Source organism: Pseudarthrobacter sp. NS4, assembly GCF_024758005.1.
Classification (GTDB): domain Bacteria; phylum Actinomycetota; class Actinomycetes; order Actinomycetales; family Micrococcaceae; genus Arthrobacter.
Genome location: NZ_CP103288.1, coordinates 4,276,006 through 4,300,931, shown reverse-complemented (window position 1 = coordinate 4,300,931; position 24,926 = coordinate 4,276,006). Strand labels below are relative to the sequence as shown.

The window sequence follows — 24,926 nt, the reverse complement described above, 5'->3', positions numbered from 1 at the left end:
CGGGCGTTGGTTGTGCGCAGCCTGGGTCAGCGCCTGCGGCCTCCGGGCAGGATTCCTGCCACCAGCGAGACCAGGGAAATGATGATTGCCGCAAGCACGGCCGTCCAGAAGAAGGAATCGATGCTGAACTCCACCGGCGTGTAACTGCTGATCCAGGACGTCAGATAAAGCATCGCGGCGTTAATGACGATGGTGAACAGGCCCAGCGTAAGGATGGTGATGGGCAGCGCCAGGAATCTGACCAGCGGCCGGACGAACGCGTTCACAATGCCAAAGATGGCACCGATGAACAGGTAAGCCACAATGATCCCGATGGTGTCCGTGCCCTCCGTGACTCCAGTCCTGGCTACGGCCTCGGACGCCGCGGAGCTGGAGATTTCCAGTCCCGGCAGGACCCAGCCCGCAACCCAGAGCGCAGCGGCGTTAACGAAGACACGAAGAATGAACGAACCCATGCCCCCATGCTTGCATAAGGGACTGGATGCGGGCCCGGTCCCTGGAAAGCAATGCATTGTATGCCTTCCACCCGCCCCGGCGGGGAGAAGTAGGCTAGCTTGCATGACCTCCTCAGAGACCCTGGCCGGCGGAATCACGCCGCGGCCGGTGGTAGGCCGGCTGCCCCGCTATGCGGCCGGGAAGCCGCCCGCCGCCGTCGACGGACTGGCCAGCTACAAGCTGTCCTCCAACGAGAACCCACTCCCGCCGCTGCCCGCAGTCCTTGAGGCGATCGCACACCAGACTGACTTCAACCGCTACCCGGACCCGCTCAGCAGCAAACTGCGGGCAGCGCTTGCGGACTTCCTCGGCGTTCCGGCGGAGGACATCGTCACCGGCGCAGGCAGCCTGGGCGCCCTCAACCAGATTCTCGCCACGTTTGCCGGCCAGAATGAGGACGGCAAGCCCGACGAAGTCATTTACGCCTGGCGCTCCTTCGAGGCCTATCCCATCAGCGTGGGCCTGGCCGGGGCAGAGAGCGTGCGGATTCCCGTGACCCGCGACGGCCGGCACAACCTGGATGCCATGGCGGCGGCTGTCACCGCGCGGACTAAGGTGGTCCTGCTGTGCACACCCAACAACCCCACCGGGCCGGCCCTCACCGCCACCGAGACGGAAGCTTTCATCCGTTCGGTGCCTTCCCACGTAGTGGTGGTCATTGACGAGGCGTACCAGGAGTTCGTCCGCACTGCCGATGCGGTGGACGGGATAGCCCTGTACCGCAAGTACCCCAACGTGGTGGTGCTCCGTACCTTCTCCAAAGCACACGGCCTGGCCGGCCTCCGCGTCGGCTACAGCCTCTCCAATCCCGGGCTGACACAACACCTCCGGGTGGCTGCGACCCCATTCGCCGTGTCGCAGATTGCCGAAAAAGCGGCCATTGTTTCCCTGCAGAATTTCCCCCAGGTTGTAGAAAGGGTACAAACGCTGGTGGACGAGCGGAGCCGTGTGACTGCCGGTCTGCGTGAGCTTGGCTGGGCCGTCCCTGAGGCCCAGGGAAACTTTGTATGGCTGGACCTAGGCGCCGACAGTGCCGGGTTTGCAGAGCTGGCGGGTGCCCAGGCACTCTCAGTCCGCGCTTTTCCCGGCGAGGGGGTCAGGGTGAGCATCGGCGAGTCGGAGGCCAACACGAGATTCCTCCAGGTGTGTGCGGACTATACAAAGGCTCCGCGGGGTTCCTAGCGCTTAACAAGTAATCCAGCGGATACCTACTGAAGATAAAGTTAGGATCAGTAAGCCAATGTATATGCCGCGTCGGGAATGTATTCCTCACGAGGCATATATCCCAGCGACATTTGCATTGATCCGGATGCGGCAAGCGAGGAGACGGTATGGGCACACATCTGCCTTCCACCGAGTTCGACGAAACAGCGGTAGACGACCAGCGGGAAGCTGATGCGGAAGCCGTTATGGGCGAGCCCCTGGCACCGATGGTGCAACTGCTGGGACCCGACGGAAAGCTGGGCGCAGATCCGGTGTTCACCGAGTATGCCGACAGGCTCATGCCGGAGGCGCTGCGCGGACTTTACGCAGACATGGCCGCCATCCGCCGGTTCGACGTCGAGGCCACCGCCCTGCAGCGGCAGGGACAGCTGGCACTCTGGGTGCCCCTTACCGGCCAGGAAGCAGCCCAGATCGGCTCGGGCAGGGCCAGCCAGCCGCAGGACTACATCTTCCCCACCTACCGGGAACACGGTGTGGCGCTGACGCGCGATGTGGACCTGGCCGAACTCCTCCGCCAGTTCCGCGGCGTGTCCAACGGCGGCTGGAACCCCAAGGACACGAACTTCCACCTCTACACGTTGGTCCTGGCGGCGCAGACGCTCCACGCCGTGGGCTATGCGATGGGCATCCAGCGGGACCAGAAGCTCGCCGCTGCCTCCAGCACCGGCGGGCGGGAGCGGGACGCCGCAGTGATCGCGTACTTCGGCGACGGGGCCAGCTCGGAAGGCGACGTCCATGAATCCATGGTCTTCGCCTCCTCCTACAACGCTCCCGTGGTGTTCTTCTGCCAGAACAACCACTGGGCCATTTCGGTCCCCACCAACGTGCAGACCCGCGTTCCGCTGTCCAACCGTGCCAAAGGCTACGGCTTCCCCGGCATCCGGGTGGACGGCAACGACGTCATCGCCGTGCATGCCGTCACCGAGTGGGCGCTCGAGCACGCACGCCAGGGCAAGGGTCCGGTCCTGATCGAGGCCTTCACCTACCGTGTCGGCGCCCACACCACAGCCGACGACCCCACCAAATACCGCCCGTCCTCGGAAGAGGACGCTTGGCGCGCCAAGGATCCACTCCTCCGGCTGGAGAAGTACCTGCGCGCCGAAGGCCTCGCCGACGACGCCTTCTTCGCCAAGGTCAAGGCCGACGGCGATGAACTCGCCGCCTACGTCCGGCGCACCACCCATGATCTCGAAACGCCGGACATCCGCTCCGCTTTCGCCAACACCTATGCCGAAGCGCATCCCCTGGTGGCGGAGGAGCTGGCATGGTTCGAGGAATACTCCGCAGGGTTTGCCGGTGAGGAACCCGCGGCGGAACCTGCCGGTCAGGCAGCAGCAAAGGCAGGCCACTGATGACCACAATGACCATTGCCAAGGCCATCAATGAAGGCCTCCGCGCCACCCTGGCCGGTAACCCCAAGTCCCTCCTGATGGGCGAAGACATCGGCCCGCTGGGCGGCGTGTACCGGGTGACTGACGGGCTGATCGGGGAGTTTGGCCCTGACCGCGTGGTTGACACGCCGCTCGCGGAATCCGGCATCATCGGCACCGCCATCGGTCTGGCCCTGCGCGGATACAGCCCGGTCTGCGAGATCCAGTTCGACGGGTTCGTCTTCCCCGGCTTCAACCAGATCACCACACAGCTTGCCAAGATGCATGCCCGCAGCAACGGCAACCTCACCGTCCCGGTAGTCATCCGAATCCCGTACGGCGGCGGCATCGGTTCAGTGGAGCACCACTCCGAATCGCCCGAGGCCCTGTTCGCCCATACCGCCGGCCTGCGGATCATCACCCCGTCCAACCCGCACGACGCCTACTGGATGATCCAACAGGCCGTGGAGTGCCAGGACCCCGTGATCTTCTTCGAACCCAAACGGCGCTACTGGCTCAAGGGCGACGTGGATGTCGAGACCCCCGGCCCGTCAAGCGATCCATTCAAGGCCCACGTTCTCCGCGCCGGCACCGACGCCACCATCGTGGCCTACGGACCGCTGGTCCCCGTGGCCCTCGCGGCCGCCAACGCGGCGGAGGAAGATGGCCGCAGCGTCGAAGTCATCGACCTCCGTTCCATCTCGCCCCTGGACTTCGACACTGTGACGGCATCCGTGCAGAAAACCGGACGGCTGATCGTTGCCCACGAGGCGCCGACGTTTGGCGGGATCGGCGGCGAGATCGCGGCACGGATCAGCGAGCGGGCCTTCCACTCGCTCGAGGCCCCCGTGATCCGCGTGGGCGGCTTCCACATGCCCTACCCCGTTGCGAAGGTGGAGGAAGACTACCTTCCGGACATCGACCGCATCCTGGAGGCGCTGGACCGCGCCCTCTCCTACTGAGGACACCATGACTCTCAAGAAGTTCAACCTGCCGGACGTCGGCGAGGGCCTCACCGAGGCGGAAATCGTCTCCTGGAAGGTCAAGCCCGGTGACGCCGTCGCGATCAACGATGTCCTGTGCGAAATCGAAACCGCAAAGTCCATCGTGGAACTGCCTTCCCCCTTCGCGGGGACAGTCACCGAACTGCTGGTACCCGAAGGGGTGACCATCGACGTCGGCACCGCCATCATCAGCGTCAATGATGACGTCGCAGGCGACCCCACACCCGCTGACGTGCGTGCCCCGGAGACTCCGGTGCAGCCGCTTTACGGCAAGCTTCCCGCCGGGGACGCCGACGCTGCAACGGCCGACGCCGGAACCCAGGAGAGCGCCCTGGCCGGCGGTCCGCTGGTGGGTTCCGGACCCAAGGCCGACGCCGTCAAGCGCCGTCCGCGCAAGGCTGCACCGGCCGCCGGCGCGCTGACGGTCAACGCCCCGGAAGTGGAGCCCGTCCAGCCCCATACGCCGGACGCCGTCACGGCTTGGACGCAGGTGGAAACAGCAGGCGCCGGCAAGGAAGCTCCAGGCCAAACCACCGGCGACCCTGTCGATAACCGTCCCACCCTGGGCGGCACCATCAGCGGGCTGGTCAACCGTGTCCTGGCCAAGCCTCCGGTGCGCAAAATCGCCCGGGACCTTGGCATCGATCTCGCCGATGTGGTGGCCACCGGCTCCCGCGGCGAGGTCACCCGCGAGGACCTGGTCAGCTACCAGGCCCAGCGGGACGCAGAACTGGACAAGGCGGACGGTTTCTGGGGCAAGGCGGGCAAGCCGCAGGACCAGCGCATTGAACGGATTCCGGTCAAGGGGGTCCGCAAGGCCACTGCCAGGGCGATGGTGGAATCGGCCTTCTCGGCGCCGCACGTCAGCATCTTCGTGGACGTGGATGCCAGCCGCACCATGGAATTCGTCAAGCGGCTCAAAGCCTCCCGGGACTTCGAGGGCATCAGGGTTTCGCCGCTGCTCATCCTGGCCAAGGCCGTGATCTGGGCGGCCGCCCGGAACCCCAGCGTTAACGCCACGTGGGTGGACAACGCGGACGGCACTGATGCCGCTGAGATCCACGTGAAGCACTACATGAACCTGGGCATCGCGGCCGCGACACCCCGTGGCCTCATGGTGCCGAACATCAAGAACGCCCAGGATCTGTCCCTGAAGGAACTGGCGCTGGCGCTGAACAACCTTGCCACCACCGCCAGGGCCGGCAAGACCCAGCCCGCAGAAATGCAGGGCGGCACGCTCACCATTACCAACATCGGTGCCCTGGGCATCGATACGGGCACGCCCATTATCAACCCGGGCGAGGTCGCCATTGTTGCCTTCGGCACCATCAAGCAAAAACCCTGGGTCCTTGACGGTGAAGTGATTCCGCGCTGGATCACCACGCTTGGCGGCTCGTTTGACCACCGCGTGGTGGACGGTGACCTCTCCGCCCGCTTTATGGCGGACGTCGCCGCCATCCTGGAAGAGCCTGCGCTCCTCCTTGACTAAGGACGCGGGCACCAACAGCAGCACCATCCGCACGAAGAACAGGACAGCCAGGTGGCTGACCGAGACGTTCCAGCCGCCCGTGGTGGTGAGCATCCAGCTGCTGGTCAGCCCGCTCCCGCAGCCCGGGTTCCCGGGAACCATGGCATACGGGGCGCTGGCCGCACTGTTTGTTTGCGTGCTTCCGCTGTTTCTGCTGCTGGTGCTGGTCCGGCTGGGGAAGGTCACCGACCATCACGTCAGCGACCGCAAGCAGCGGGCGCCCGTGCTGCTCATGGCCTTGGGCTCGATCCTGGCGGGACTGCTTGTCCTGGAGGCGGTGGACGCACCAGAAAGCGTCGTCGCCATGGTCCTGGCCGTGGTGGGCGGAGTGGTGGTGCTGGCGGGCGTGAGCCCGTTCTGGAAGATCAGCGGGCATGCCGCCGCCATCTCCTGCTCGGCTGTCATTGGCGTGTTGATGCTCGGGGCGGCATGGACTCCGCTGCTGCTCCTGATCCCGGCCGTCGGCTGGTCCCGGGTGGTGCTGAGGGCCCATTCGGTGGCTCAGGTGGTGGCCGGCTCACTCTTTGGTGGAATCGTGATGGCCGGAATCTGGTGGCTACTGCAGGCCATGATGGTGCCGTAGCAGCGCAAAACTACGCCCGCCCAGGCACTTAGGCGGCTGGAGCGGGCAGGGCCGTTCCCCTAGAACGAGGAATAGGAGTATGCGCTCAGCAGTTCCAGGGTGGCCGGATCCGTGGTGGCGCCGAGGCCTACTGCCGCAGCGGTCATCAGGACAGCCATGGCGGCCGCCATGCCGGCCCAGGCCGTGAGGAGTTTCCAGTCTTCGCGCAGGACGCTTCCCACCGTCTCTGGGAGCTGGAGGCCGGGGGCAATGAGGTTCGGTGCGCTGTCCACGCTTCCGTCGTCCAGCAGTGCCACCACGGTGCCGTTGCTGCGGTCAACCCGCATGGAGCAGATGTGGTTTCCGTGGCGGGCCAGGAGTATGTCGTGGCCCACGAGCTGCCGGCGCTGGAGAATAATCAATGGTGCCCCTCGATAGTGGTGGTTGCTGGGTGTCCGCACCGTTGAGGGTTTATTCAATTTTATCGTTGCACCATGGGCTTAGCGGCCTATTTGCCGTGAGAACGGACACCCCCCGGGGCGACCTGTGCCACCACGGGGAGTGTCCTGGATAACTGCTAGTCGGCGTCGTAGGTGTTGGCGATGTAGACGTCGCAGGGTGCGTTGTGGGCCACGCTGTTGGCCACACTGCCCAGGACGCGGCCAATACCCTGCATCCTGCGGTTTCCCACCACGATGATGCGGGCCTCCATGCGGAGTGCTTCCTTGATCAGGGCATCTGCCGGCCGGCCGCGGGCAGCGGAGTAGGTTACCTTGACGCCGCCGGCAAGGGATTGCGCGACGGTCCGGGCCACGTGTTCGGCAGCGTCGGCGTCTGACACGATCCATTGGTCGCTGCCGCTGCCAAACACCTCGGTCCGGTCGCTGTCGAAGGCCGACACAACGTGGAGTGAGGCGTCGAGGGCTGCTGCGAGGTCACGGGCGGACTCGGCTGCCTTCTTCGCGGTTCCGCTGCCGTCAACCCCTACAACGATGATTCCGCTCATATATTGCTCCTTTGCTTGGTTACGCGGCACTGGTGAGGCCAACGCTACAGCGCGGCGATGGCTTCCTGAAGCACCGGCGCCAGTCGGCGTACACCTTCGGTGATCGCTTCAGGGGGAACAGCACTGAAGGCGAGGCGCAGCTTGTTGGACGGCTCGTCCGACGGCGTGAAGGCGGCGCCGGGGATGAACACCACACCGGCCTCGATCGCCTTGTGCAGCAGCGGATAGGTGTCCAAGCCTTCCGGCAGAGTCACCCAGACGAAGAAACCACCCTCCGGGCTGGTCCAGGTGGTTCCGGCCGGCATATGTTCCTGCAGCGCAGCAAGCATCGCTTTGCAGCGCTCGGCGTACAAGCCGCGGTAGGTCTCGATCTGGCCATTCCAGTCGTAGTCCCTGAGGTAGGCGGAGACCAGCATCTGGTTCAGGGCGGGCGGGCACAGCGTCACCGATTCGGCCGCAAGGTAGTAACGGCGCTGAAGGTGTTCCGGCACCAGCGCCCATCCGATGCGCAGGCCCGGCGCGAAAATCTTTGAGAAGGAGCCCATGTAGATGACGTCGCCGGGGTTCCCTGCCCGCAGGGGTGACAGGGGCTCGCCGCTGAAGCGCAGCAGCCCGTACGGGTTGTCCTCCAGGATCAGGATATTCGCGTTGCGGCATATATCGACAACCTGCTGGCGCCGTTCCTTCGCAAGGGTGATCCCGGATGGGTTGTTGAAGTTGGGGATGGTGTAGAGGAACTTGATGTTCTTACCGGCTACCTGAAGGGCTGCGATCTTGGCTTCCAGCAAGTCCGGAATCAGGCCGGACTCGTCCATCGCCACTGATTCCACCTGCACCTGGTAGGCCTCGAACGTATTCAGGGCGCCCACGTACGTGGGGTCTTCCACAAGCACCACATCGCCCGGGTTGCAGAAAACCTTGGTGGCCACATCCTGGGCCGACTGTGAACCGGCAGTGATTACTACGTTCTGCGGCACAGCGTCGAGGATTCCTTCGGCCGCCATTACCTCGCAAATCTGGGTGCGCAACTCCTCCGTCCCTTGCCCTGTGCCGTACTGCAGGGCCGTGAGGCCGTCCTCCGCGATGATTTTGGCGGCCGTGGCCGCAAGCCGGTCCAGCGGGAGGGATTGCAGGTAGGGGCTCCCTCCGGCGAGGGATACCAGCCCCGGGCGCATGGAGATGTCGAAAACATCCCGCACGGCAGATTGCCGGATGTTGGCGGCACGCTCCGAAAACAGCTCCTCATGGCGGTGGGCTGATGTTGCAGCACGTTCAATTGCATCAATGGCTTCAGCTGGCAGCGTCTCTGCTGCGTCGAGTGTCTCGTGGCTCACACCCTCAGGATACAGCCGACGGTTGCCCCAAAAGCAACATCTGTTGTTCCTGGATGTACGGGTGGGTCATCTACTTGTGCATCAGCGATTCGGCGAGGGGACGTCCGTTCACGTAAACCTCGGCCCTGATGGCGTCAAATGCTGCTACCGCAGTCTGCGTCAGTTGCGCTTCAATGCGGGGAACGTCGCAAACCCCGCCCGGGCTAAGCGTCCCCACGAGGTAGACCGTAACAGTGGTTCCATCAAAAGTGCCGGACAGGAACTTCAGCCCGGACCCCGCCAGCGCGTTGTACATCCCGCGTTCGGGCTTGGAGCCGGACGCCGGCGCTTCGCTTCCGCTTGTGCCATCCAGCAGCGCGCTCATCGCGGCAGGGAGCGGATCCTCACCGTCAGAGGCTGGTCGTTCCATGCCCACCAGGCTGTCGTTGCAGCCAAAGCGCACGCCGTTGCTGCCGCCGTCGTCCAGGAGCACGTAGTACGCCGTCACCGCACGCGGTGCGGCAATACCCGGTGCCGGGGCCTGGGGTGTTGGCGCAGGAGTTTCTGTAGCGGGTGCCCGGCCGGCTCCAGGGATGGTCGCGTCTTCCGGCGCTACTGGCTGGGCGAACGAGCCCGGGGAAGGCCCGCCGGGGGCAGCGGAAGGGGTGGGTACAGCCGGTTTTGATGCAGTTTCTGCCGGCAGTGGGTCCTGCGGCTGCGGCTGCGGTGCCGGGGCTGCGGGAGGTGGCGCGGGGAGCGTGCTGCGGCCGGGCCCGGGGCCGGGGGGAAGGAAGGCCTCAGTGCCCGGGGCCGGCGACGGCGGGCTGACGCAGGCGCCGAGCAGCAGTGGAAGGACCAGGCATGCCTTTGCCGCTGCCTGCATGCCCGCGCCCCGCCTCCCGGCACTCCATCCTGCTGCCAACACTGAACCACGATCCCGTTTACGTTCCGTGAATTAACGTTACGGCTGGCCCTTCCGGCGGAGTATGTCCGGCAGGTACCGGTTGGGACAAGAGTTGGTCACGGCGGCACCTTGATCCAGCAGCGCCCGGTACGCAAAGCCGCGAACCGGGCGCTGCGGCGCTATGTCCTTAAGCTGCAGGTGCGGCAGCGGCAAGGGCATCGAAAACGCCCTTGATCTGCTCCACTACCTCGGCGTCATCCTTCGGGTGGATCTCGGCGAACCGCACCATGGAACCGGGTACGGCGAGCTTGACGTCCTCCAGGACCTGCGCGCCGGCGATACCGGCGGCCTTGCGCGCCTCATCCTGTGCCCACACCCCGCCAAACTGGCCAAAGGCCGTGCCGACGACCGCTGTGGGCTTTCCGGCGAGGGCTCCGGCGCCGAACGGGCGGGACAGCCAGTCGATGGCGTTCTTCAAGGCTGCGGGAACGGTGCCGTTGTGCTCCGGGGTCACCAGCAGGACGGTGTCGGCCTCGTTGGCTGCGGCGCGCAGTGCGGCAGCAGCGGCGGGAACCTTGCCTTCGACGTCGATGTCCTCGTTGTAGAAGGGGATGTTGCCCAGGCTTTCGTGGATGACCACTTCCACCTGCTCGGGAGCGTTGAGCTGGATGGCCTCGGCGAGCTTCTGGTTGGTGGACTCGGCGCGCAGGCTGCCGACGAGGGTGAGTACGGTGCTCTTAGTCATGGGAACTCCTCTGGGGTAGGGGCAGCGGGAGGGCCCGTGCCGGTCAAAGCTGAAGCGTTGTCATGCCTTCACCAGACTAAACGGACCATGGTCCGGTTAATATTCCCGGGGCTAGAATGTGGCTGTGAGTTCCATCCCACTGCGGCCGGGAATGACACCGGTGACGGCCGCTGAGCGCAGTGATGCCGTACGTAACCGGGAGCGGCTGCTGGCGGCTGCCCGGGAGCTGATCCAGGAGTGCGGAACCGCCGGCCTCACTATGGACCGGCTGGCGGAACGGGCCGGCGTCGGCAAGGGCACCGTGTTCCGCCGCTTCGGCAGCCGGGCCGGGCTGATGCTGACGCTGCTCGATGATTCGGAATCTGCGTTCCAGGCCCGCTTCCTTTTTGGACCCCCTCCCCTGGGGCCCGGCGCTCCCGGACTTGAACGGCTGGTTGCTTTCGGTACAGAGCGGATCGCCTACCTCCTGGAGTATGGCGACCTGGTGCTCGCTGCGGAGAATGCGTCGCGTGGCCGGTTTGAAGTGCCGGCCGCAGCGCTCTGGCAGCGGCACATCGAAGTGCTGCTGCAGGAGGAAGGGTTTGACGCCGATCCCTGGCTCATGGCCGGATCGCTGAGCGCCACCCTGGATCCGGAGCGGCTCCTGAACCTCGTCCGTGGGCATGGCATCAGTCCGGAGCGACTGGCGGCATCATGGCGGGATCTTGTCACACGGGTGGTCAAAGCGGCGTAGATTACGCTCTCTTGAACCCTGCGCCCAGTCACACCGGCTTCACAGAATTGTTCATAACAATCTGATACGGGCGGGTAGCTTTCCGTGCGGTTACCCACATTTTGCCTTGCGGCTTGTGATAGTTTCCTCTGGAATGTGACCCGCGACATAGTCCACCAGGACCGCCCTGCCAGGGCTGCGGGAGGCCAGCTACCCGCTGGCACAGGACCCCGGTGAGGCGGCACAACCCCCGCCAATCCAGGGAAAACGGAAGGATCCTGCGCGTGATTGTTGATTTGCCCCGCATTACGGCATGCCGGCGGATACACGAGTGTCGCTTCGCACAGCGCGCGGCGGCCCAGAAGTAGCGCCCCATGCTCAGGTACCTCGCCCGGCGCGGCCTCACGTACGTGGTCATGATCTTCCTGACCACTTCGGCCGGATATTTCCTGGCTGTGACTTCCCTCAAGCCAGCCCTGCTGGAACAGGAGCGCATACCCCGCCCCACTCCTGAACAGGTGGCAAATTCAATGCGCCTGAAGGGCCTGGACCCGGAGCTCAGCCCCTGGGAGCGGTACGTCGAATGGCTTACGGCCATCGTGACCCGGTGGGACTGGGGCAGGAGCCCCAACGGGGCGTACATCAATGCCGAATTCGGTGACCGCGTCTGGATCTCCACCCGGTTGTTCCTGGCGTCCATCATCCTGACCCTTGTCATCGGCGTGGCCCTGGGCGTCTATTCCGCGGCCAGGCAGTACAAGTTCCAAGACCGGGTGATCACCTCCTACAGCTACCTCGCGTACATCGTGCCCGCGCCCATTGCCTACTTCCTGGTGCAGCTCGGTGCCATCAACATCAACGAAACCGTGGGCGAACGCATCTTTTTCGTTACCGGCATTTCCACGCCGGGCATAGAACCTGGCTGGGCGCAATTTGTTGACATGCTGGCGCATTATGCGGTTCCCACCGTCGCCATCACGCTCGTCGGCTGGGGAACCTACCAGATAGCCCAGCGCCAGTATCTCCTGGATAACGTGAATGCGGATTTTGTCCGGACGGCGCGCGCCAAGGGACTCAGCCGCAACCAGGCCATCACCCGGCACGCGCTCAGGGTTTCATTTATCCCCGTGGCCCAAAGCATCGCCTTCACCATTCCGGCCATCTTTGCCGGTGGCTTCTTCGCGGAAAAGATCTTCGCCTGGCCGGGGGTGGGGTCCTGGAGTATTGACGCGATTTCCCTCCAGGATGTCAACGCAGCCACCGCCACGCTGGCCTACGGTTCCGTCATCTTCGCCCTGGGTGCCATCCTGGCCGACTTCGCCACCACGCTGGTTGATCCGAGAGTGAGGGTGCAGTAGCCGTGACAAACCTCAACGCCGTTGACCCGGCAGCCGTAGCCCAGGACGCGCACCTGGAAAGCGCCGACGTCGTCATCGGCAAATCCACCATCATCTTCCGCCGCTTCCTGCGCAACAAGACAGCCGTGGCGGGCCTTGCCATCTTCCTTGCCCTGACCATCTTCTCCTTTGTGGGCGGGTACTTCACCCCTTGGGACAAGGAAACGATCGACCCCTTCAATATCGGAATGCCGCCTTCCGCCGAGCACTACCTGGGCACCTCCCAGGCAGGCATCGACCTCTACGCGATGACCGTGGAAGGCACCCGGATCTCCATCCTGATCGGCCTGATCGTCGGCCTGGTTTCGGTCCTCATCGCCGCGGTCTACGGCTGCACCATGGCCTACTTCGGGGGCAAAGTGGACAAGGTGATGCTCTTCGTCCTTGAAGCACTCATCATGATGCCTGCACTCCTGGTGGTGGCGGTGGCCACCAGCGGCGGCGGGGAAGGGCTCAAACGGGACCTGCCCTCATGGCTGCTCCTGATCATTGTCCTGCTGGTCTTCAGCTGGATGGGAACCGCCCGGCTGATCCGTTCGCTCTCCATGTCGCTCATGCAGCGGGACTTCGTCAAGGCAGCCCAGTACATGGGTGTTCCGCCACGCCGCATCGTCTGGCGGCACCTGGTGCCGAACATCGGCTCGCTGCTGGTCCTGGACATTACCCGCGGCGTCACCGGAGCCATCCTCGCCGAGGTCGCCTTTTCCTTCATCGGAATCGGCATTAAGGTCCCGGACGTCAGCCTCGGCGTGCTGATCGGCGGTGCCACCTCCCAGGTGCAGACCTTCCCCTGGATGTTCTGGGTGCCCCTGACGGTGATGTTCCTCCTCACAGGCTCGCTGGCGATGATGAACGACGGCCTTCGTGACGCGTTCGATCCCAGCTCCAGTTCCACGGGGAACGCCAGGAAAACCAAGGCCAGGACCGCCCGCGCGAAGAAGAAGGCGTCATGAGCAGCGAAACCACCACCGGACCGGCAGAGCCCGCAGGGTCACCGGTTGAGCGGCTGCACGTTGCCGGACTCCATGGCCCTGCCGATGCCGTGCTGTCCGTCCGGGACCTCAACGTGCGGTTCAACTCCGAAAACGGCGTGGTGCATGCGGTCCGCGGCGTGGACTTCGACCTGATGCCCGGTAAGACGCTGGGCATTGTGGGCGAGTCCGGATCGGGCAAGTCCGTCACCTCCCTGGCCATCATGGGTTTGCTGCCCCCCACCGCCGAGGTCTCCGGCTCCGTCCGGCTCAAGGGCCGCGAACTGCTGGGCCTCAGCGACAAGGCCATGTGCGGGTACCGCGGCAATGAACTGGCCATGATCTTCCAGGACCCGCTGTCTTCCCTGACGCCCGTGTATACGGTGGGCACCCAGATCGTCGAAGCGCTCACCATCCACAACCCCACCATGAGCAAGCAGGCCAAAGAAGCCCGCGCCGTCGATCTCCTGGCCATGGTGGGGATACCCAGCCCCAAAGAGAGGCTGAAAGCCTTCCCGCACGAATTCTCCGGGGGAATGCGCCAGCGCGTGATGATTGCCATTGCCATCGCCAACAATCCGCGGGTCCTCATTGCGGACGAGCCGACGACGGCGCTGGACGTCACCATCCAGGCCCAGGTCCTCGAGGTGCTCCACACGGCGCAGGAGGAAACAGGCGCCGCCGTCGTAATGATCACCCACGACCTTGGCGTGGTGGCAGGCATGGCAGACGACATCATGGTCATGTATGCCGGCAAGCCCGTGGAAAGCGGCGCCGTGGACGACATCTATTACAACCCGCGGATGCCGTACACCATGGGCCTGCTGGGTGCCGTTCCCCGGGTGGACGTCGCGGAAAAATCATCGCTGGTGCCCATCGAGGGCATGCCGCCCAACCTCATCCACCCACCCACCGGCTGCTCGTTCGCGCCGCGTTGCCCGCTGGCTTCGGACGCCTGCCTTGCCGGAGAACCTGCGCTGCTGCCGGTGCCGGGAGGGTCGCAACACCGCGCCGCGTGCATCAAGTCCGAAGCCCTGGGCGCCGATGTGAATGTCCAGGACGTGTTCGCGGCTCCGCCGGTGCCGGTCTCGCGCTTTGATTCCATCCCCCGGGACGAGCGGTCCACCGTGCTGCAGCTCAAGGATGTCCGCAAGCACTTTCCGCTGACCAGGGGTGCGCTGCTCAAACGCCGCATCGGCACTGTCAAGGCCGTGGACGGCCTGAGCTTCGACATCCGCGAGGGCGAGTGTTTCTCCATCGTGGGCGAGTCAGGATCCGGAAAGACCACCACGCTCCTGGAAATCATGGAATTCCATAAAGACCAGGACGGCGAGGTGGTTATCGGGGGCATCAGCAACAAGCAGGCTGCCGATGCCAAAACCAGGAACGCCATGCGAAGGGAACTCCAGATGGTGTTCCAGGACCCCACCGGAGCCCTGGATCCGCGGTTCACGGTGTACGAAGTCCTTGCCGAACCCCTCCAGAATGCCGGCATGGACAGGCATGCCATCAAAAAGCGGATCATGGAGCTGATGAAGCTCGTTGGCCTGCAGCCGGACCACGTCAACCGCTTCCCCAACCAGTTTTCCGGCGGGCAGCGGCAGCGCGTCGGTATAGCCAGGGCGCTGGCCGTGAACCCGAAGCTGGTTGTCCTGGACGAGCCCGTCTCAGCACTCGATGTGTCCGTGCAGGCAGGGGTCATTAACCTCCTGGACAAGCTCCGCGCGGAGCTGGGCCTGAGCTATCTGCTGGTGGCCCACGATCTGTCCGTAGTCCGGCACATCTCCAACCGGGTGGCCGTGATGTACCTCGGCAAGATTGTGGAGATCGGCGAGGTTGACCGCGTCTTCGACAACCCGCGCCACCCCTACACCAGGGCCCTCCTTTCCGCTATCCCGGTGCCGGATCCACAGCTGGAGCGCACCCGGGAACGCATCATTCTCCAGGGCGACCTTCCCTCACCGCTGGACGCTCCCAAGGGCTGCAACTTCGCCACCCGCTGCCCGGTCTTCGCTGCGCTTCCGGCAGCGAAGCAGGAAAAGTGCCTCACTCTGGAGCCACCACTGGAACTTGCTGCTCCCTCCCCGGCCGTGCAGGCCCTGGAAGCGGCTCCTGTGCCTTCGCCGGACCAACGCTTTGCCTGCTTCTTCCCGGACGGTGAACTGGACGACGACATGCTGGTGGTCCACGACTCGGCGGACCACCATGCGCCCTAGGATTATTCGACCCATCACAAGCACCACCACCCGCACCAACGAAGGGAAAACCATGAGGAATCTGAACAGGATCGGCGGAGCTGCGGCCATTGCTGCTGCTCTGGCGCTGACGGCCTGCGGCGGTGGTGGCGGTGCCACCGGGCCCGAAACGGCAAAGGGGCAGGAGGCAGGCAGCGACCTGTCCAAGCTCATCAGCGTCAACGAAAAGCCGGCAGCTGATCTTGAACAGGGCGGAAAGGTTACCCTTCCGCTGGGCAACATCGGTCCGGACTTCAACGGTTTCTCCAACAACGGCAACAGCGCAGACAACTCCGCGCTGCAGATTCCGATGAACCCGGTGGCCGTGAACAGCGGCGGCATCGGCGGCTGCTGGAAGGTCGACTTCGAGGGTAAGGCCACCCCGAACAAGGACTTCTGCGAGTCTGTGGAGAGCGAGATGGTGGACGGCACCCAGACTGTCACCATCAAGGTCAATGAAAAAGCCACCTACAACGATGGCACGCCCATCGATATCAAGGCGTTCCAGAATACCTGGAACATCCTGAAGAGCCCGGACGCCGGCTACGACATCGTCACGTCGGGTGCCTACGAGTTCGTCGAATCCGTCGAGGCGGGCAGCAGCGACAAGGAAGTCATCGTCAAGATGAAGCAGCCGGTGTACCCGCTGGAGGACCTCTTCTTTGGCCTGATCCACCCAGCCGTCAACACCCCGGAGATCTTCAACGAGGGCTTCAACGGGGAACTGCACCCGGAGTGGATGGCAGGGCCGTTCAAGCTGGACCAGTACGATACCGCCGCCAAGACCGTGACGCTGGTGCCGAACGAGAAGTGGTGGGGCAACAAGCCGGTGCTGGAGAACGTGGTGTTCCGCCAGCTGGAAACCAGCGCACAGATCGCCGCCTTCAAGAACGGCGAGATCGATGCGATGTCTGCCAACACAATCGCCCTGTACAAGCAGCTTGAGGGCACCAAGGACTCCGAAGTCCGCCGCGGCCAGCGCCTCTTCGCCGGCGGCATGAACATCAACGCCCAGAAGATCACCGATGTGGCCGTCCGCAAGGCCATCTTCGCCGCGGTGGACCGGGAAGCCCTCCGCAAGGTGCGCTTCAACGGCCTTAACTGGGAAGAGCCCAGCTCCGGCTCCATGATGCTGCTGCCCTTCTCCGAGTACTACCAGGACAACTACCCCGTCAAGGAAACCGGTCCGGAGGCCGCCAAGAAGGTGCTGACCGACGCCGGCTACACCGAGAACGCCAACGGCATCATGGAGAAGGACGGCAAGCCCGCTGCCTTCAGGATCAGCAACTTCGGCGACGACCCCACCACACTCGCGTTCACCCAGACCCTGCAGAAGCAGCTGCAGGCAGGCGGCATGGACGTTGGCATCGACCAGCGTGCCTCGGCGGACTTCGGCAAGGTCATCGGCGGCCGCGACTTCGACATGAGCGTCTCCGGCTACACCGTGGGTGCGGACGCCACGTCCGCCGTGAAGCAGTACTACGACTCCAAGACCAACGAGAACCAGCTCGGCGACGCCGAACTGGACAAGAAGATCGCCGACCTCGCCTCCATCGAGGACAACGCCGAGCGCAACAAGGCAGCCATGGAAGTGGAAAAGGAGCACATGGCGAAGTACTTCTCCATGGGCGTGGTCATGAACGGCCCGCAGATCTCCTTTGTCCGCACCGGCCTGGCCAACTACGGTCCATCCCTGTTCCAGAGCCTGTCCCAGGTTCCGGACTGGACCACCATCGGCTGGGAAAAGAAGTAACAGGCCCCTGTAACGCTCTCTCACTTACTGCAGGTTTTTCTGCAACGCTCTCTCACTGCCCGATGATGCTTGACGGGAAGTGAGAGAGCGTTTGTGTGTTTGGGGCAGGAAGTGAGAGAGCGTCCGGAGTAGCGTAGTCCCATGACCGGGACTGAAGCCGCACAGCGCACCATCCGTACCGCCGTCGTCGGATACGGCCTGGCAGGGAGCGTCTTCCATGCTCCGCTGATCGCGGCGAACGGTGACTACTCGCTGGACGTCATCGCCACGTCCGACGCCGGCAGGCAGGCGGCTGCCACCACCAGCTTCCCGGGGGTGAAAACAGTGCCCGACGCCGCCGCTGTGCTGGACCTCGCCGACGACCTGGACCTCATGGTCCTGGGGACGCCGCCGGCCACCCATCACCCGCTCGCCAAGGCTGCCCTCGAAGCGGGGCTGGATGTGGTGGTGGACAAGCCGTTCGCGGTCACCAGCGCGCAGGGGCAGGAGCTGATCCAGTTGGCCGAAGAGCTTGGGAGAGTGCTGGCCGTCTTCCAGAACCGCCGGTGGGACGGCGACTACCTGACCCTGCGGAAGCTGCTGGAAGTGGACGCTGTGGGTACCGTGACGAGGTTCGAGTCACGCTTTGAGCGCTGGTCACCCATGATTGCAAAAGTGTGGAAAGCACGGGCCACGGCCGCGGACGGAGGCGGTGCACTGTTCGATCTGGGCAGCCACCTGATCGACCAGGCCCTCCAGCTTTTCGGTCCTGCCGGGGTGGTCCACGCGGAGCTCCGGGCACGGCGGTCCGACGAGCGCGCGGAGGATGACGTATTCCTGGTGCTGCGGCACGAATCAGGCGTGCTCAGCCACCTCACCATGAACATGCTCTGTGCCCAGCAGGCCCCACGCTTCCGCGTCCTGGGTTCCGTGGGCGGCTTTACCAAGCACGGCGTGGACCCGCAGGAGCCCTACATCGCAGCCGGCGGAAGCCCCTTGGACGCGGAATATGGAGTGGAGGCGCCGGAGTGGGCAGGGCTCCTGGGCCGTGACGGCCACCTGGATGCCCTGCCCACCGAGCGCGGAGCATATCCCGAGTTCTACCGGCTCCTTGCCGAGAAGATCCTCGACGGCGGAACGGCCTCACAGCTGCCACTTCCTGTAAATCCGGAAGACGCCGTCGAGGTCCTCAAACTAATAGAACAAGCACGGGAGCTGGCTGCAATGGCCCGTTAGGGGCGGAGCCCCAGGGCTACGCGGAGACCAGTTCGTGCCAGTCCGCTACGAGCGGCAGGTTGTGTGCCGCCGATACGGACTGGTGTGCCACGTGGCCGGACGCGATGTTGAGTCCCGCGGCCAGGGCGGGGTCGCGGTCGAAGGCGGCCTTGACGCCATGGTTGGCCAGCGCCACGGCGTAGCGCAGGGTGACGTTGGTCAGTGCGTACGTGGAGGTGTTGGGCACGGCGCCGGGCATGTTGGCGACGCAGTAGAAGATGGTGTTGTGGACGCGGTAGGTGGGCTCCTGGTGCGTGGTGGGCCGGGTGTCCTCGAAGCAGCCGCCCTGGTCCACGGCGATGTCCACCAGGACCGAGCCGGGCTTCATGCGGGCCACGAGGTCGTTGGTGACCAGCTTGGGGGCCTTGGCGCCGGGTATCAGGACCGAGCCGATCACCAGGTCGGCGTCCACCACTGACTTTTCGATCTCGTACTTGTTCGAGGCCACGGTCTTGAGCCGGCCCTGGTACTGGGCGTCCAGCTCACGCAGGCGGTGGATGTTGATGTCCATGATGGTGACGTCGGCGCCGAGGCCCAGGGCCATGGCGGCTGCGTTGGTCCCTGCAACGCCTGCACCCAGCACGACCACCTTGGCGGGGCGGACGCCGGGAACGCCGCCCAGCAGGATGCCTTTGCCGCCGGCGGGGGCCATCAGTGAGGAGGCGCCTACCTGGACGGAGAGGCGGCCGGCCACCTCTGACATGGGGGCCAGGAGCGGCAGGCTGCGGCCCTCCTGGACAGTTTCGTAGGCGATGGCGGTGACGCCGGAGTTGATGAGTTCGCGGGTGAGTTCAGGCTCGGCCGCGAGGTGGAGGTAGGTGAAGAGGATCAGGCCCTTGCGGAACCGGTGGTACTCGGCCTTGATGGGTTCCTTGACCTTCATCACCATGTCCGCGCGGGCCCAGACGTCGTCTGCCTCGTTGACGATCTCGGCACCGGCGATGGAGTATTCCTCGTCCGTGATGCCTGAACCGAGTCCCGCCCCGCGCTCCACCAGGACCGTGTGTCCGTGGGTGCGGAATTCGTGGACGCCGGCGGCGGTGATGGCCACCCGGAACTCGTTGTTCTTGATTTCTTTGGGGACGCCGATGATCATCGTGGACTCCAGGTTCTCGGCCGGATCAGCCGGAAGGTGCGGAAGGATTTTGTGTTTCCACGATAAATCCCGTTGTGAGCCAGCTGACATGGTAAAGGATCGACGACGTCAGGAAATCGCGTGATTCCGCGGATTTTGCATCCTTCTACTCGACAAGTGTCGAGCCGGCAAGCGTCAAGTGTCGCCTCGTGTCCGTTCGGACGGGGAGGCGCCGAAGCAGTAGTGTTGGCCCATGCAGCAGCAGGGTGTGGAGCAGCTCGTGGAGCAGGTGGCGCAGAAGCTGGGCCGCGGGCTTTCGCTTGAGGACCTGGACGGTGTGTTGTTGGCCTACAGCTCAAACCAGTCCCATGCTGACCGGGTGCGCGTGAATTTCCTGCTGAGCAAGAAAGTGCCTGCTGATGTGAGCGTATGGCAGCTTTCACATGGCATTTCAACGGCTGTCCGCCCGGTGGTGGTCCCTGCGAATCCGGATCTGGGCATGCTGGGCAGGGTGTGCGTTCCGCTGATGGTGCGCGGATTCCGCGTGGGGTATCTCTGGGTGCAGCAGGACTCCGCCGACGAAAACCCGACGGCGATCCTCACCCAGCTGCCGGCCGTCAGCCATGAGCTGGAAATGCTGTCCGGGCTCCTGCTGGATTCCAACACGGCCGAGTCCGAGTTCCGGCGTGGGCGGGAGCGTGAGTTCCTGGCAGCGTGTGCCGGTGAACCGAACGCGGTGGCCGCCGTGGCCGGGTGGAAGGAAGTCCAGGGCAAGGGGCCCTGGCAGATGGTCACAGTCCTGGACGCCGACGGCTGGGCAGGCGGCCCGGATCCCATTGCATCCACCCTGATCCACCGCTCGACGGCTCTCCAGGCCACTGTGGGGGTGGACGCCGCCCTGTTCAGCGCCGGCACCGAAACGCACTCGGTGGTGCTGTTCCGGGAATCGACGGGGCGGGCAAGCCATGCCCAGGTCCTGGTGCACTATCAGCTGGAGCTCGCCAAACGTTCGGGCCGTCCGGTCCACCGCATCATCCTGGGGCTCAGTGAAGGCTTCAGCCGGACCCGGCAGCTGTCCGAGGCGTACCGGCAATCGAAACTGGCGGCGCAGGCGGCGGCGGTGGACCCGCAACTCGGCGAGCTGGTGGATTGCCGTGCCACGGGGGTCTACCAATTGCTCGCCTCGGCGGGGGGAGGGGTAGGCGCGTGGGCGGACTCGGGCTCCGTCTACTTCCGGATGCTGGAGGACCACGACCGCAACGGCGAACTCATTCCGGTCCTGGAGCTCCTGTACGACAACGACGGCTCGGTCCAGGACGTGGCCGCCAGGCTCCACCTGCACCGCAGCAGCATTTACAACCGGCTGGGCCGGATCCGCCAGCTCCTGGGCGTCGACCCACTCAAGGGGTTGCCCCGCCTGGAGCTCCATGCCGCTCTAAAGATGCGGCGCTGGTCGGCCCGCCCCAGAATCTAGCCTTCCCGGTCCTGCCGGCCAGGAGTTTCCTGAGTGTCGGGCTTCTTCTGGGCGTCCTTTTTCTGCTGCTCCAGTTTCTGCCGGTCCAGCCAGGCCATGATTGCTGCCAGCGGAATCCGCCGGTGGCTGCCGCGGTATTCCACCGGGATCTCGCCGCGGTCGGTCATGTTGCGCAGGTAGGTATGCGAAATGCCGGCCAGTTCCGCCGCTTTCGACGTAGTGAGCATTTCCTCGACGCTGCTGACGGTCACCGCCTCGCCGCGGCTGAACCGCTGCAGGAGGTCCACGACGGCGTCCCTCGCCAGAGGCGGCAGCCGGTGGACGGTGCCGTCCACGAAAACGGTGATGTCGTCACTGCCGGCCAGGGCCTGCTGGAGTTTCCCGGCCTCCTCCGGCGGGAGGGCGCCGGCCATCCTGGGAGCAATCAGTGCCATGGCCCCAGCCTACCTTTGCGCCCCCCGGCTGCGCGGTATGCTCGGCTGATGGCATTATCTGGTGGCCTGGACGTGGAGTCCGGCGGTTTGCAGGGAAAGCTTTACGCCTCCGTCCAGCCGGCGGAGGCCGGAGCGCGGCCAACTTATGTGCTGCTGCACGGCATCGGGGTCTCCCACCGCTACCTTGCCCGGCTGCACTGTGAACTGGCAAATGAAGCGGACGTCTACTCCTTCGACCTGCCCGGTTTTGGGAAGTCGTCCACCCCCGGGCGGCAGTTGCAGGTTGAGGAATTCGCGGCGTTTGTGGGGGACGTCCTGGCGCAGGCCGGAGTTTCCAATTACGTACCCATAGGCCATTCGATGGGCACCCAGTTCGCGGTGGAACTGGCACTGCAGCAGCCGGAGCTGGTTGCCGCTGCAGTCCTGATGGGCCCGGTGGTGGAGACCGGCCGGAAGTCGGTAACCCGGCAGGCGCTGGCGCTGACCAGGGACGCAATGTTCAGCGAGTCCCTGTCCTCCAACGCCACCGTATTCAGCGACTACTTCCGGGCCGGCCCCCGCTGGTACCTCACGGAGCTTCCGGTGATGATGGAATACCCCTTGGAGGAACGGCTGGCGGGTGTCAGCCAGCCCGTGCTTGTGCTCCGCGGCACCAGGGATCCCATTGCCCGCCGCCCCTGGTGCGAAAACCTCGCTGCAGTGGCTGGCCAGGGCACCATGGCCGAGATCCTGGGCCAGGGCCACGTCTTCCAGCACACCGCTCCGCAGGTCGCGGCCCAGGCCATCAGCGGCTGGGTCCGTGCCGTGAACGGATTCGACGTAACGGCCTGACGGACCCCGCCGGCACGACGGGGTCCGGCAGCGTCAGAGTCCCAGTTCCTCGAGGACCGGGAGCTTTTCGCGCACCCAGGCCCGGGCCTCTGTTGCGCTCGGTGCGGACAGCGCAAGCTTCGCCAGCTGTTGCGCCTCGGAAAGCGTCACCGTCTTGAGCACTGCCGCGACCGCCGCGAGGGAGCGTGCCGTCATGGACAGGGTGCTCACGCCCAGGCCGGTGAGGACGACGGCGAGGGCCGGGTCCGCTGCGGCCTCACCACAGACGCCCACGGGCTTGTTGTTGCCTTCCGCGTGGGATCCTTCAACCGTCAGTCCCACCAGGCGCAGGACAGCAGGCTGCCACGGCGTATTCAGGTTGGCGAGCGGGCCGAGCTGGCGGTCGGCTGCCATGGCGTACTGGGTGAGGTCGTTGGTGCCCAGGCTCGCGAAACCCACCTCGCGCAGGATGGCTTCGGCAGTGAGGGCTGCGGAGGGAACCTCAACCATGACCCCGGGAGTCTTGATGCCTGCGTCCGCGCACATGGAGGCAAAGCGGGCCGCTTCCTCCGCCGTGGAGATCATGGGGGCCATGACCCACACATCCGCCTCGGACTGCTTCTCCGCCAGCGCGATCGCTTCCAGCTGGCGGTCCAGGACGCCGGGGGTGGTGAAGTCGGTGCGGTAGCCGCGGACGCCGAGGGCAGGATTGGGTTCAGTTGAATCAGTCAGGAACGGAAGCGGCTTGTCGGCGCCGGCGTCGAGCGTGCGCAGGACAACCTTTTTGCCGGGGAAGGCGTCAAAAACCTTCTTGTACGCAGTGGCCTGTTCTTCGACGCTGGGTTCGGTATCCCGTTCCAGGAAGCAGAACTCCGTGCGGAAGAGGCCTACGCCCTGGGCGCCGAGCTTGGCAGCGGCCTCAGCGTCCTTGCCGCCGCCCACGTTGGCGAGCAACGGCACCAGGTGGCCGTCCGCCGTCGCGCCGGTACCGCTGAACTCGGCCAGCAGGGAAGCCGTGGCCGCCCAGGCCTCCGCTGCCGCATGCAAGGATTCGTCCGGCTCGGAGGTGACAGCGCCGGCGGCGCCATCCAGATACACTTCCGTGCCGTCCGGGAGCTCGTCCACACCTACCGCGGCAACGACGGCGGGAAGTCCGAGGGAGCGGGCGATGATGGCGGTGTGGGACTGGGGGCCGCCGCCTGCTGTGACAAGTGCCAGGACCTTGTTGGGGTCCAGGGTTGCGGTGTCGGCCGGAGCCAGGTCCTCGGCCACCAGGACGAACGGTGTGCTTGAGGCAGGGATGCCGGGAGCGGGCACGCCGCGCAGCTCGGCGACGATCCGGGCGCGCACGTCCAGGACGTCCGTGGCGCGCTCGGCCATGTAGCCGCCGAGGTTGTGGAGCATTTCGGAGACGGAGGAGCCGGATTCCCAGATGGCGCGCTCCGCAGATGTTCCCCGGGCCACCAGCTTGGCGGCACCCTTGATCAGCATGGTGTCCTTGGCCATGAGTGCGGTGGCCTCAAGGACCGCCTTGCCGTCGCCGGAGGCGTGGGCGGCACGCGACTTCAGTTCGTCGTGCACCGACTGGGCGGCTGCCTTCAGTGCTGCTGTGGCTTCCTCGGCGGAAGTGCCTGCCGGGAGCTGTTCGCCGGCAGGAGGTTCGCTGATCGGTTTGGGCATCTTGCGGATGGTGCCGATAACGCGGCCCGGGCTGACGCCTACTCCTGGGAAGTTCTGCACTGAAGGTCCTCATTCTCTGCCGGTTGCCAGGCCCGCCGATATGTCCGACGCCATGCCGGGTCCGCCGGAGGACTGCTACATCCGGAGGCGGGAACGTGCCTGAAAAAAATTGTATGTGATTCAGTTCATATAGCAATGCTATAGGTGCTAGGGTAGCGGTTATGAGTTTGGATGGCCAGCTTCCCCCGAAAATGCGGCTGCTCCGTGCTGCCGCGGAGTTGCTGGCAAACTCCGGGGGATCCCCCGTCTCCACCCGCCAGATCACCCAGCTGGCGGGAGTGACAGCTCCCACGCTGTACCACCACTTCGGTGACAAGGAAGGTCTTTTCGACGCCGTCGTCGCCGCGGGATTCGAAGAATATGTCGCGGGCGAAAGGGACTTCGCCCCCTCCGGACATCCCCTTGAGGACATCCGGAGAATGTGGGACAACCATGTCCAGTTCGGACTGAACCAGCCGGAACTGTACCTGGTGATGTTCGGCAACATCCGCCCTGAAAGCCGCCCCGCCATCGTTGCCGATGCGGAGGCCCTGATGGAGGAGATGCTGAACAAGGCAGCGGCGGCGGGCCAGCTGAACGTCCAGCCCCGGGAAGCGGCCAGGTCCATCCTGGCGGCGAACGTGGGCGTGACGCTGATGCTGATTGCGGAGCCCGCCTCCGAACGGAACCTCGAACTGTCCACCATGACCCGGGATGCCATGATCTTTGCGGTGTCCGCCGAGCCGGCCAGCGGCCAGGCCCCGGAGGACACCGGAAGATCCTCGGTGGTGGTGGCAGCGATCGCCCTGAACGCCGCACTTCAGGCCTCGCACTCAGACCAGCTCTCCAGCTCGGAACTCAAACTCTTCCTCGAATGGCTGCACCGGATCTCCACCAGCCCGGCGTAGGCCAGCACCACTTTGTGCGTAACCGGTTCCACCA

General features: G+C 65.0%; 23 protein-coding genes. 14 read left to right on the top strand and 9 right to left on the bottom strand.

Translation table 11 applies throughout. The features are described from left to right. Positions 1–26 precede the first annotated feature (26 nt). Positions 27–455 carry a phage holin family protein gene (locus tag NXY83_RS20175; protein WP_258803965.1) on the bottom strand — a complete coding sequence of 143 codons (429 nt, stop codon included), beginning with the start codon at positions 453–455 and terminating at the stop codon, positions 27–29. A 103-nt stretch (positions 456–558) separates the two neighbouring features. Between NXY83_RS20175 and NXY83_RS20170 the strand changes: the two genes are divergently transcribed. The 5 genes from NXY83_RS20170 to NXY83_RS20150 all read left to right on the top strand — a co-directional run bounded on the left by NXY83_RS20170 (position 559) and on the right by NXY83_RS20150 (position 6,204). Further along, positions 559–1,677, top strand: coding sequence for a histidinol-phosphate transaminase (locus tag NXY83_RS20170; RefSeq protein WP_258803964.1), 1,119 nt, complete (start codon positions 559–561; stop codon positions 1,675–1,677). 149 nt (positions 1,678–1,826) lie between these two features. Continuing rightward, on the top strand, positions 1,827–3,071 hold the full coding sequence (gene pdhA, locus NXY83_RS20165) for a pyruvate dehydrogenase (acetyl-transferring) E1 component subunit alpha (RefSeq protein WP_258803963.1): 1,245 nt from the start codon (positions 1,827–1,829) through the stop codon (positions 3,069–3,071). Beyond that, positions 3,071–4,051 carry an alpha-ketoacid dehydrogenase subunit beta gene (locus tag NXY83_RS20160; RefSeq protein ID WP_258803962.1) on the top strand — a complete coding sequence of 327 codons (981 nt, stop codon included), beginning with the start codon at positions 3,071–3,073 and terminating at the stop codon, positions 4,049–4,051. The genes pdhA and NXY83_RS20160 overlap by 1 nt, the downstream gene beginning before the upstream one ends. 7 nt (positions 4,052–4,058) lie before the next feature. After that, the gene (locus NXY83_RS20155; protein ID WP_258803961.1) at positions 4,059–5,582 is read left to right on the top strand and encodes a dihydrolipoamide acetyltransferase family protein; all 1,524 of its coding nucleotides are present in this window, start codon (positions 4,059–4,061) and stop codon (positions 5,580–5,582) included. After that, positions 5,575–6,204 (top strand): phosphatase PAP2 family protein, encoded by a 630-nt coding sequence (locus NXY83_RS20150; RefSeq protein WP_258803960.1) that lies wholly within the window; start codon positions 5,575–5,577, stop codon positions 6,202–6,204. The genes NXY83_RS20155 and NXY83_RS20150 overlap by 8 nt, the downstream gene beginning before the upstream one ends. A 59-nt stretch (positions 6,205–6,263) precedes the next feature. Here the strand turns inward: NXY83_RS20150 and NXY83_RS20145 are convergent, their stop codons facing one another. The 5 genes from NXY83_RS20145 to NXY83_RS20125 form a co-directional block, all read right to left on the bottom strand. Then, positions 6,264–6,605, bottom strand: a complete 342-nt coding sequence (locus NXY83_RS20145; protein ID WP_258803959.1) for a hypothetical protein — start codon at positions 6,603–6,605, stop codon at positions 6,264–6,266. A gap of 155 nt (positions 6,606–6,760) precedes the next feature. Continuing rightward, complete coding sequence (locus NXY83_RS20140) at positions 6,761–7,189, bottom strand: universal stress protein (protein WP_258803958.1); 429 nt, start codon at positions 7,187–7,189, stop codon at positions 6,761–6,763. Between the two features lie 44 nt (positions 7,190–7,233). Further along, a complete protein-coding gene (locus tag NXY83_RS20135; RefSeq protein ID WP_258803957.1) occupies positions 7,234–8,523 on the bottom strand; it encodes a PLP-dependent aminotransferase family protein in 1,290 nt (429 codons plus the stop codon). Between the two features lie 70 nt (positions 8,524–8,593). Next, positions 8,594–9,385 carry a GerMN domain-containing protein gene (locus NXY83_RS20130; protein WP_258803956.1) on the bottom strand — a complete coding sequence of 264 codons (792 nt, stop codon included), beginning with the start codon at positions 9,383–9,385 and terminating at the stop codon, positions 8,594–8,596. A 208-nt stretch (positions 9,386–9,593) separates the two neighbouring features. Continuing rightward, complete coding sequence (locus NXY83_RS20125; RefSeq protein ID WP_258803955.1) at positions 9,594–10,151, bottom strand: NAD(P)H-dependent oxidoreductase; 558 nt, start codon at positions 10,149–10,151, stop codon at positions 9,594–9,596. 124 nt (positions 10,152–10,275) lie between these two features. Between NXY83_RS20125 and NXY83_RS20120 the strand changes: the two genes are divergently transcribed. The 6 genes from NXY83_RS20120 (at position 10,276) to NXY83_RS20095 (ending at position 18,433) form a co-directional block, all read left to right on the top strand. After that, positions 10,276–10,884, top strand: coding sequence for a TetR/AcrR family transcriptional regulator (locus tag NXY83_RS20120; protein ID WP_258803954.1), 609 nt, complete (start codon positions 10,276–10,278; stop codon positions 10,882–10,884). A gap of 353 nt (positions 10,885–11,237) precedes the next feature. Then, positions 11,238–12,221 (top strand): ABC transporter permease, encoded by a 984-nt coding sequence (locus NXY83_RS20115; RefSeq protein WP_258803953.1) that lies wholly within the window; start codon positions 11,238–11,240, stop codon positions 12,219–12,221. Between the two features lie 2 nt (positions 12,222–12,223). After that, on the top strand, positions 12,224–13,213 hold the full coding sequence (locus NXY83_RS20110) for an ABC transporter permease (protein WP_258803952.1): 990 nt from the start codon (positions 12,224–12,226) through the stop codon (positions 13,211–13,213). Then, complete coding sequence (locus NXY83_RS20105; RefSeq protein WP_258803951.1) at positions 13,210–15,447, top strand: ABC transporter ATP-binding protein; 2,238 nt, start codon at positions 13,210–13,212, stop codon at positions 15,445–15,447. The genes NXY83_RS20110 and NXY83_RS20105 overlap by 4 nt, the downstream gene beginning before the upstream one ends. Before the next feature lie 52 nt (positions 15,448–15,499). Next, positions 15,500–17,218: an ABC transporter family substrate-binding protein gene (locus tag NXY83_RS20100; protein ID WP_258803950.1), complete on the top strand. Its 1,719-nt coding sequence runs from the start codon at positions 15,500–15,502 to the stop codon at positions 17,216–17,218. 141 nt (positions 17,219–17,359) lie between these two features. Beyond that, positions 17,360–18,433 carry a Gfo/Idh/MocA family protein gene (locus NXY83_RS20095; RefSeq protein ID WP_258803949.1) on the top strand — a complete coding sequence of 358 codons (1,074 nt, stop codon included), beginning with the start codon at positions 17,360–17,362 and terminating at the stop codon, positions 18,431–18,433. 16 nt (positions 18,434–18,449) lie between these two features. Here the strand turns inward: NXY83_RS20095 and ald are convergent, their stop codons facing one another. After that, positions 18,450–19,568 (bottom strand): alanine dehydrogenase, encoded by a 1,119-nt coding sequence (gene ald / locus NXY83_RS20090; protein ID WP_258803948.1) that lies wholly within the window; start codon positions 19,566–19,568, stop codon positions 18,450–18,452. A 232-nt stretch (positions 19,569–19,800) separates the two neighbouring features. On the opposite strand from ald, the gene NXY83_RS20085 reads away from it, so the two are divergent. Then, a complete protein-coding gene (locus NXY83_RS20085) occupies positions 19,801–21,021 on the top strand; it encodes a PucR family transcriptional regulator (RefSeq protein ID WP_258803947.1) in 1,221 nt (406 codons plus the stop codon). Here the strand turns inward: NXY83_RS20085 and NXY83_RS20080 are convergent. Continuing rightward, positions 21,018–21,455, bottom strand: coding sequence for a helix-turn-helix domain-containing protein (locus NXY83_RS20080; RefSeq protein ID WP_258803946.1), 438 nt, complete (start codon positions 21,453–21,455; stop codon positions 21,018–21,020). The two genes, NXY83_RS20085 and NXY83_RS20080, sit on opposite strands and share 4 nt — an antisense overlap. Before the next feature lie 48 nt (positions 21,456–21,503). On the opposite strand from NXY83_RS20080, the gene NXY83_RS20075 reads away from it, so the two are divergent. Continuing rightward, positions 21,504–22,286: an alpha/beta fold hydrolase gene (locus NXY83_RS20075; protein ID WP_258803945.1), complete on the top strand. Its 783-nt coding sequence runs from the start codon at positions 21,504–21,506 to the stop codon at positions 22,284–22,286. A 33-nt stretch (positions 22,287–22,319) separates the two neighbouring features. Here the strand turns inward: NXY83_RS20075 and ptsP are convergent, their stop codons facing one another. Continuing rightward, a complete protein-coding gene (gene ptsP, locus NXY83_RS20070; RefSeq protein ID WP_258803944.1) occupies positions 22,320–24,005 on the bottom strand; it encodes a phosphoenolpyruvate--protein phosphotransferase in 1,686 nt (561 codons plus the stop codon). Between the two features lie 161 nt (positions 24,006–24,166). Between ptsP and NXY83_RS20065 the strand changes: the two genes are divergently transcribed. After that, a complete protein-coding gene (locus NXY83_RS20065) occupies positions 24,167–24,892 on the top strand; it encodes a TetR/AcrR family transcriptional regulator (RefSeq protein ID WP_258803943.1) in 726 nt (241 codons plus the stop codon). Positions 24,893–24,926: the final 34 nt, after the last annotated feature.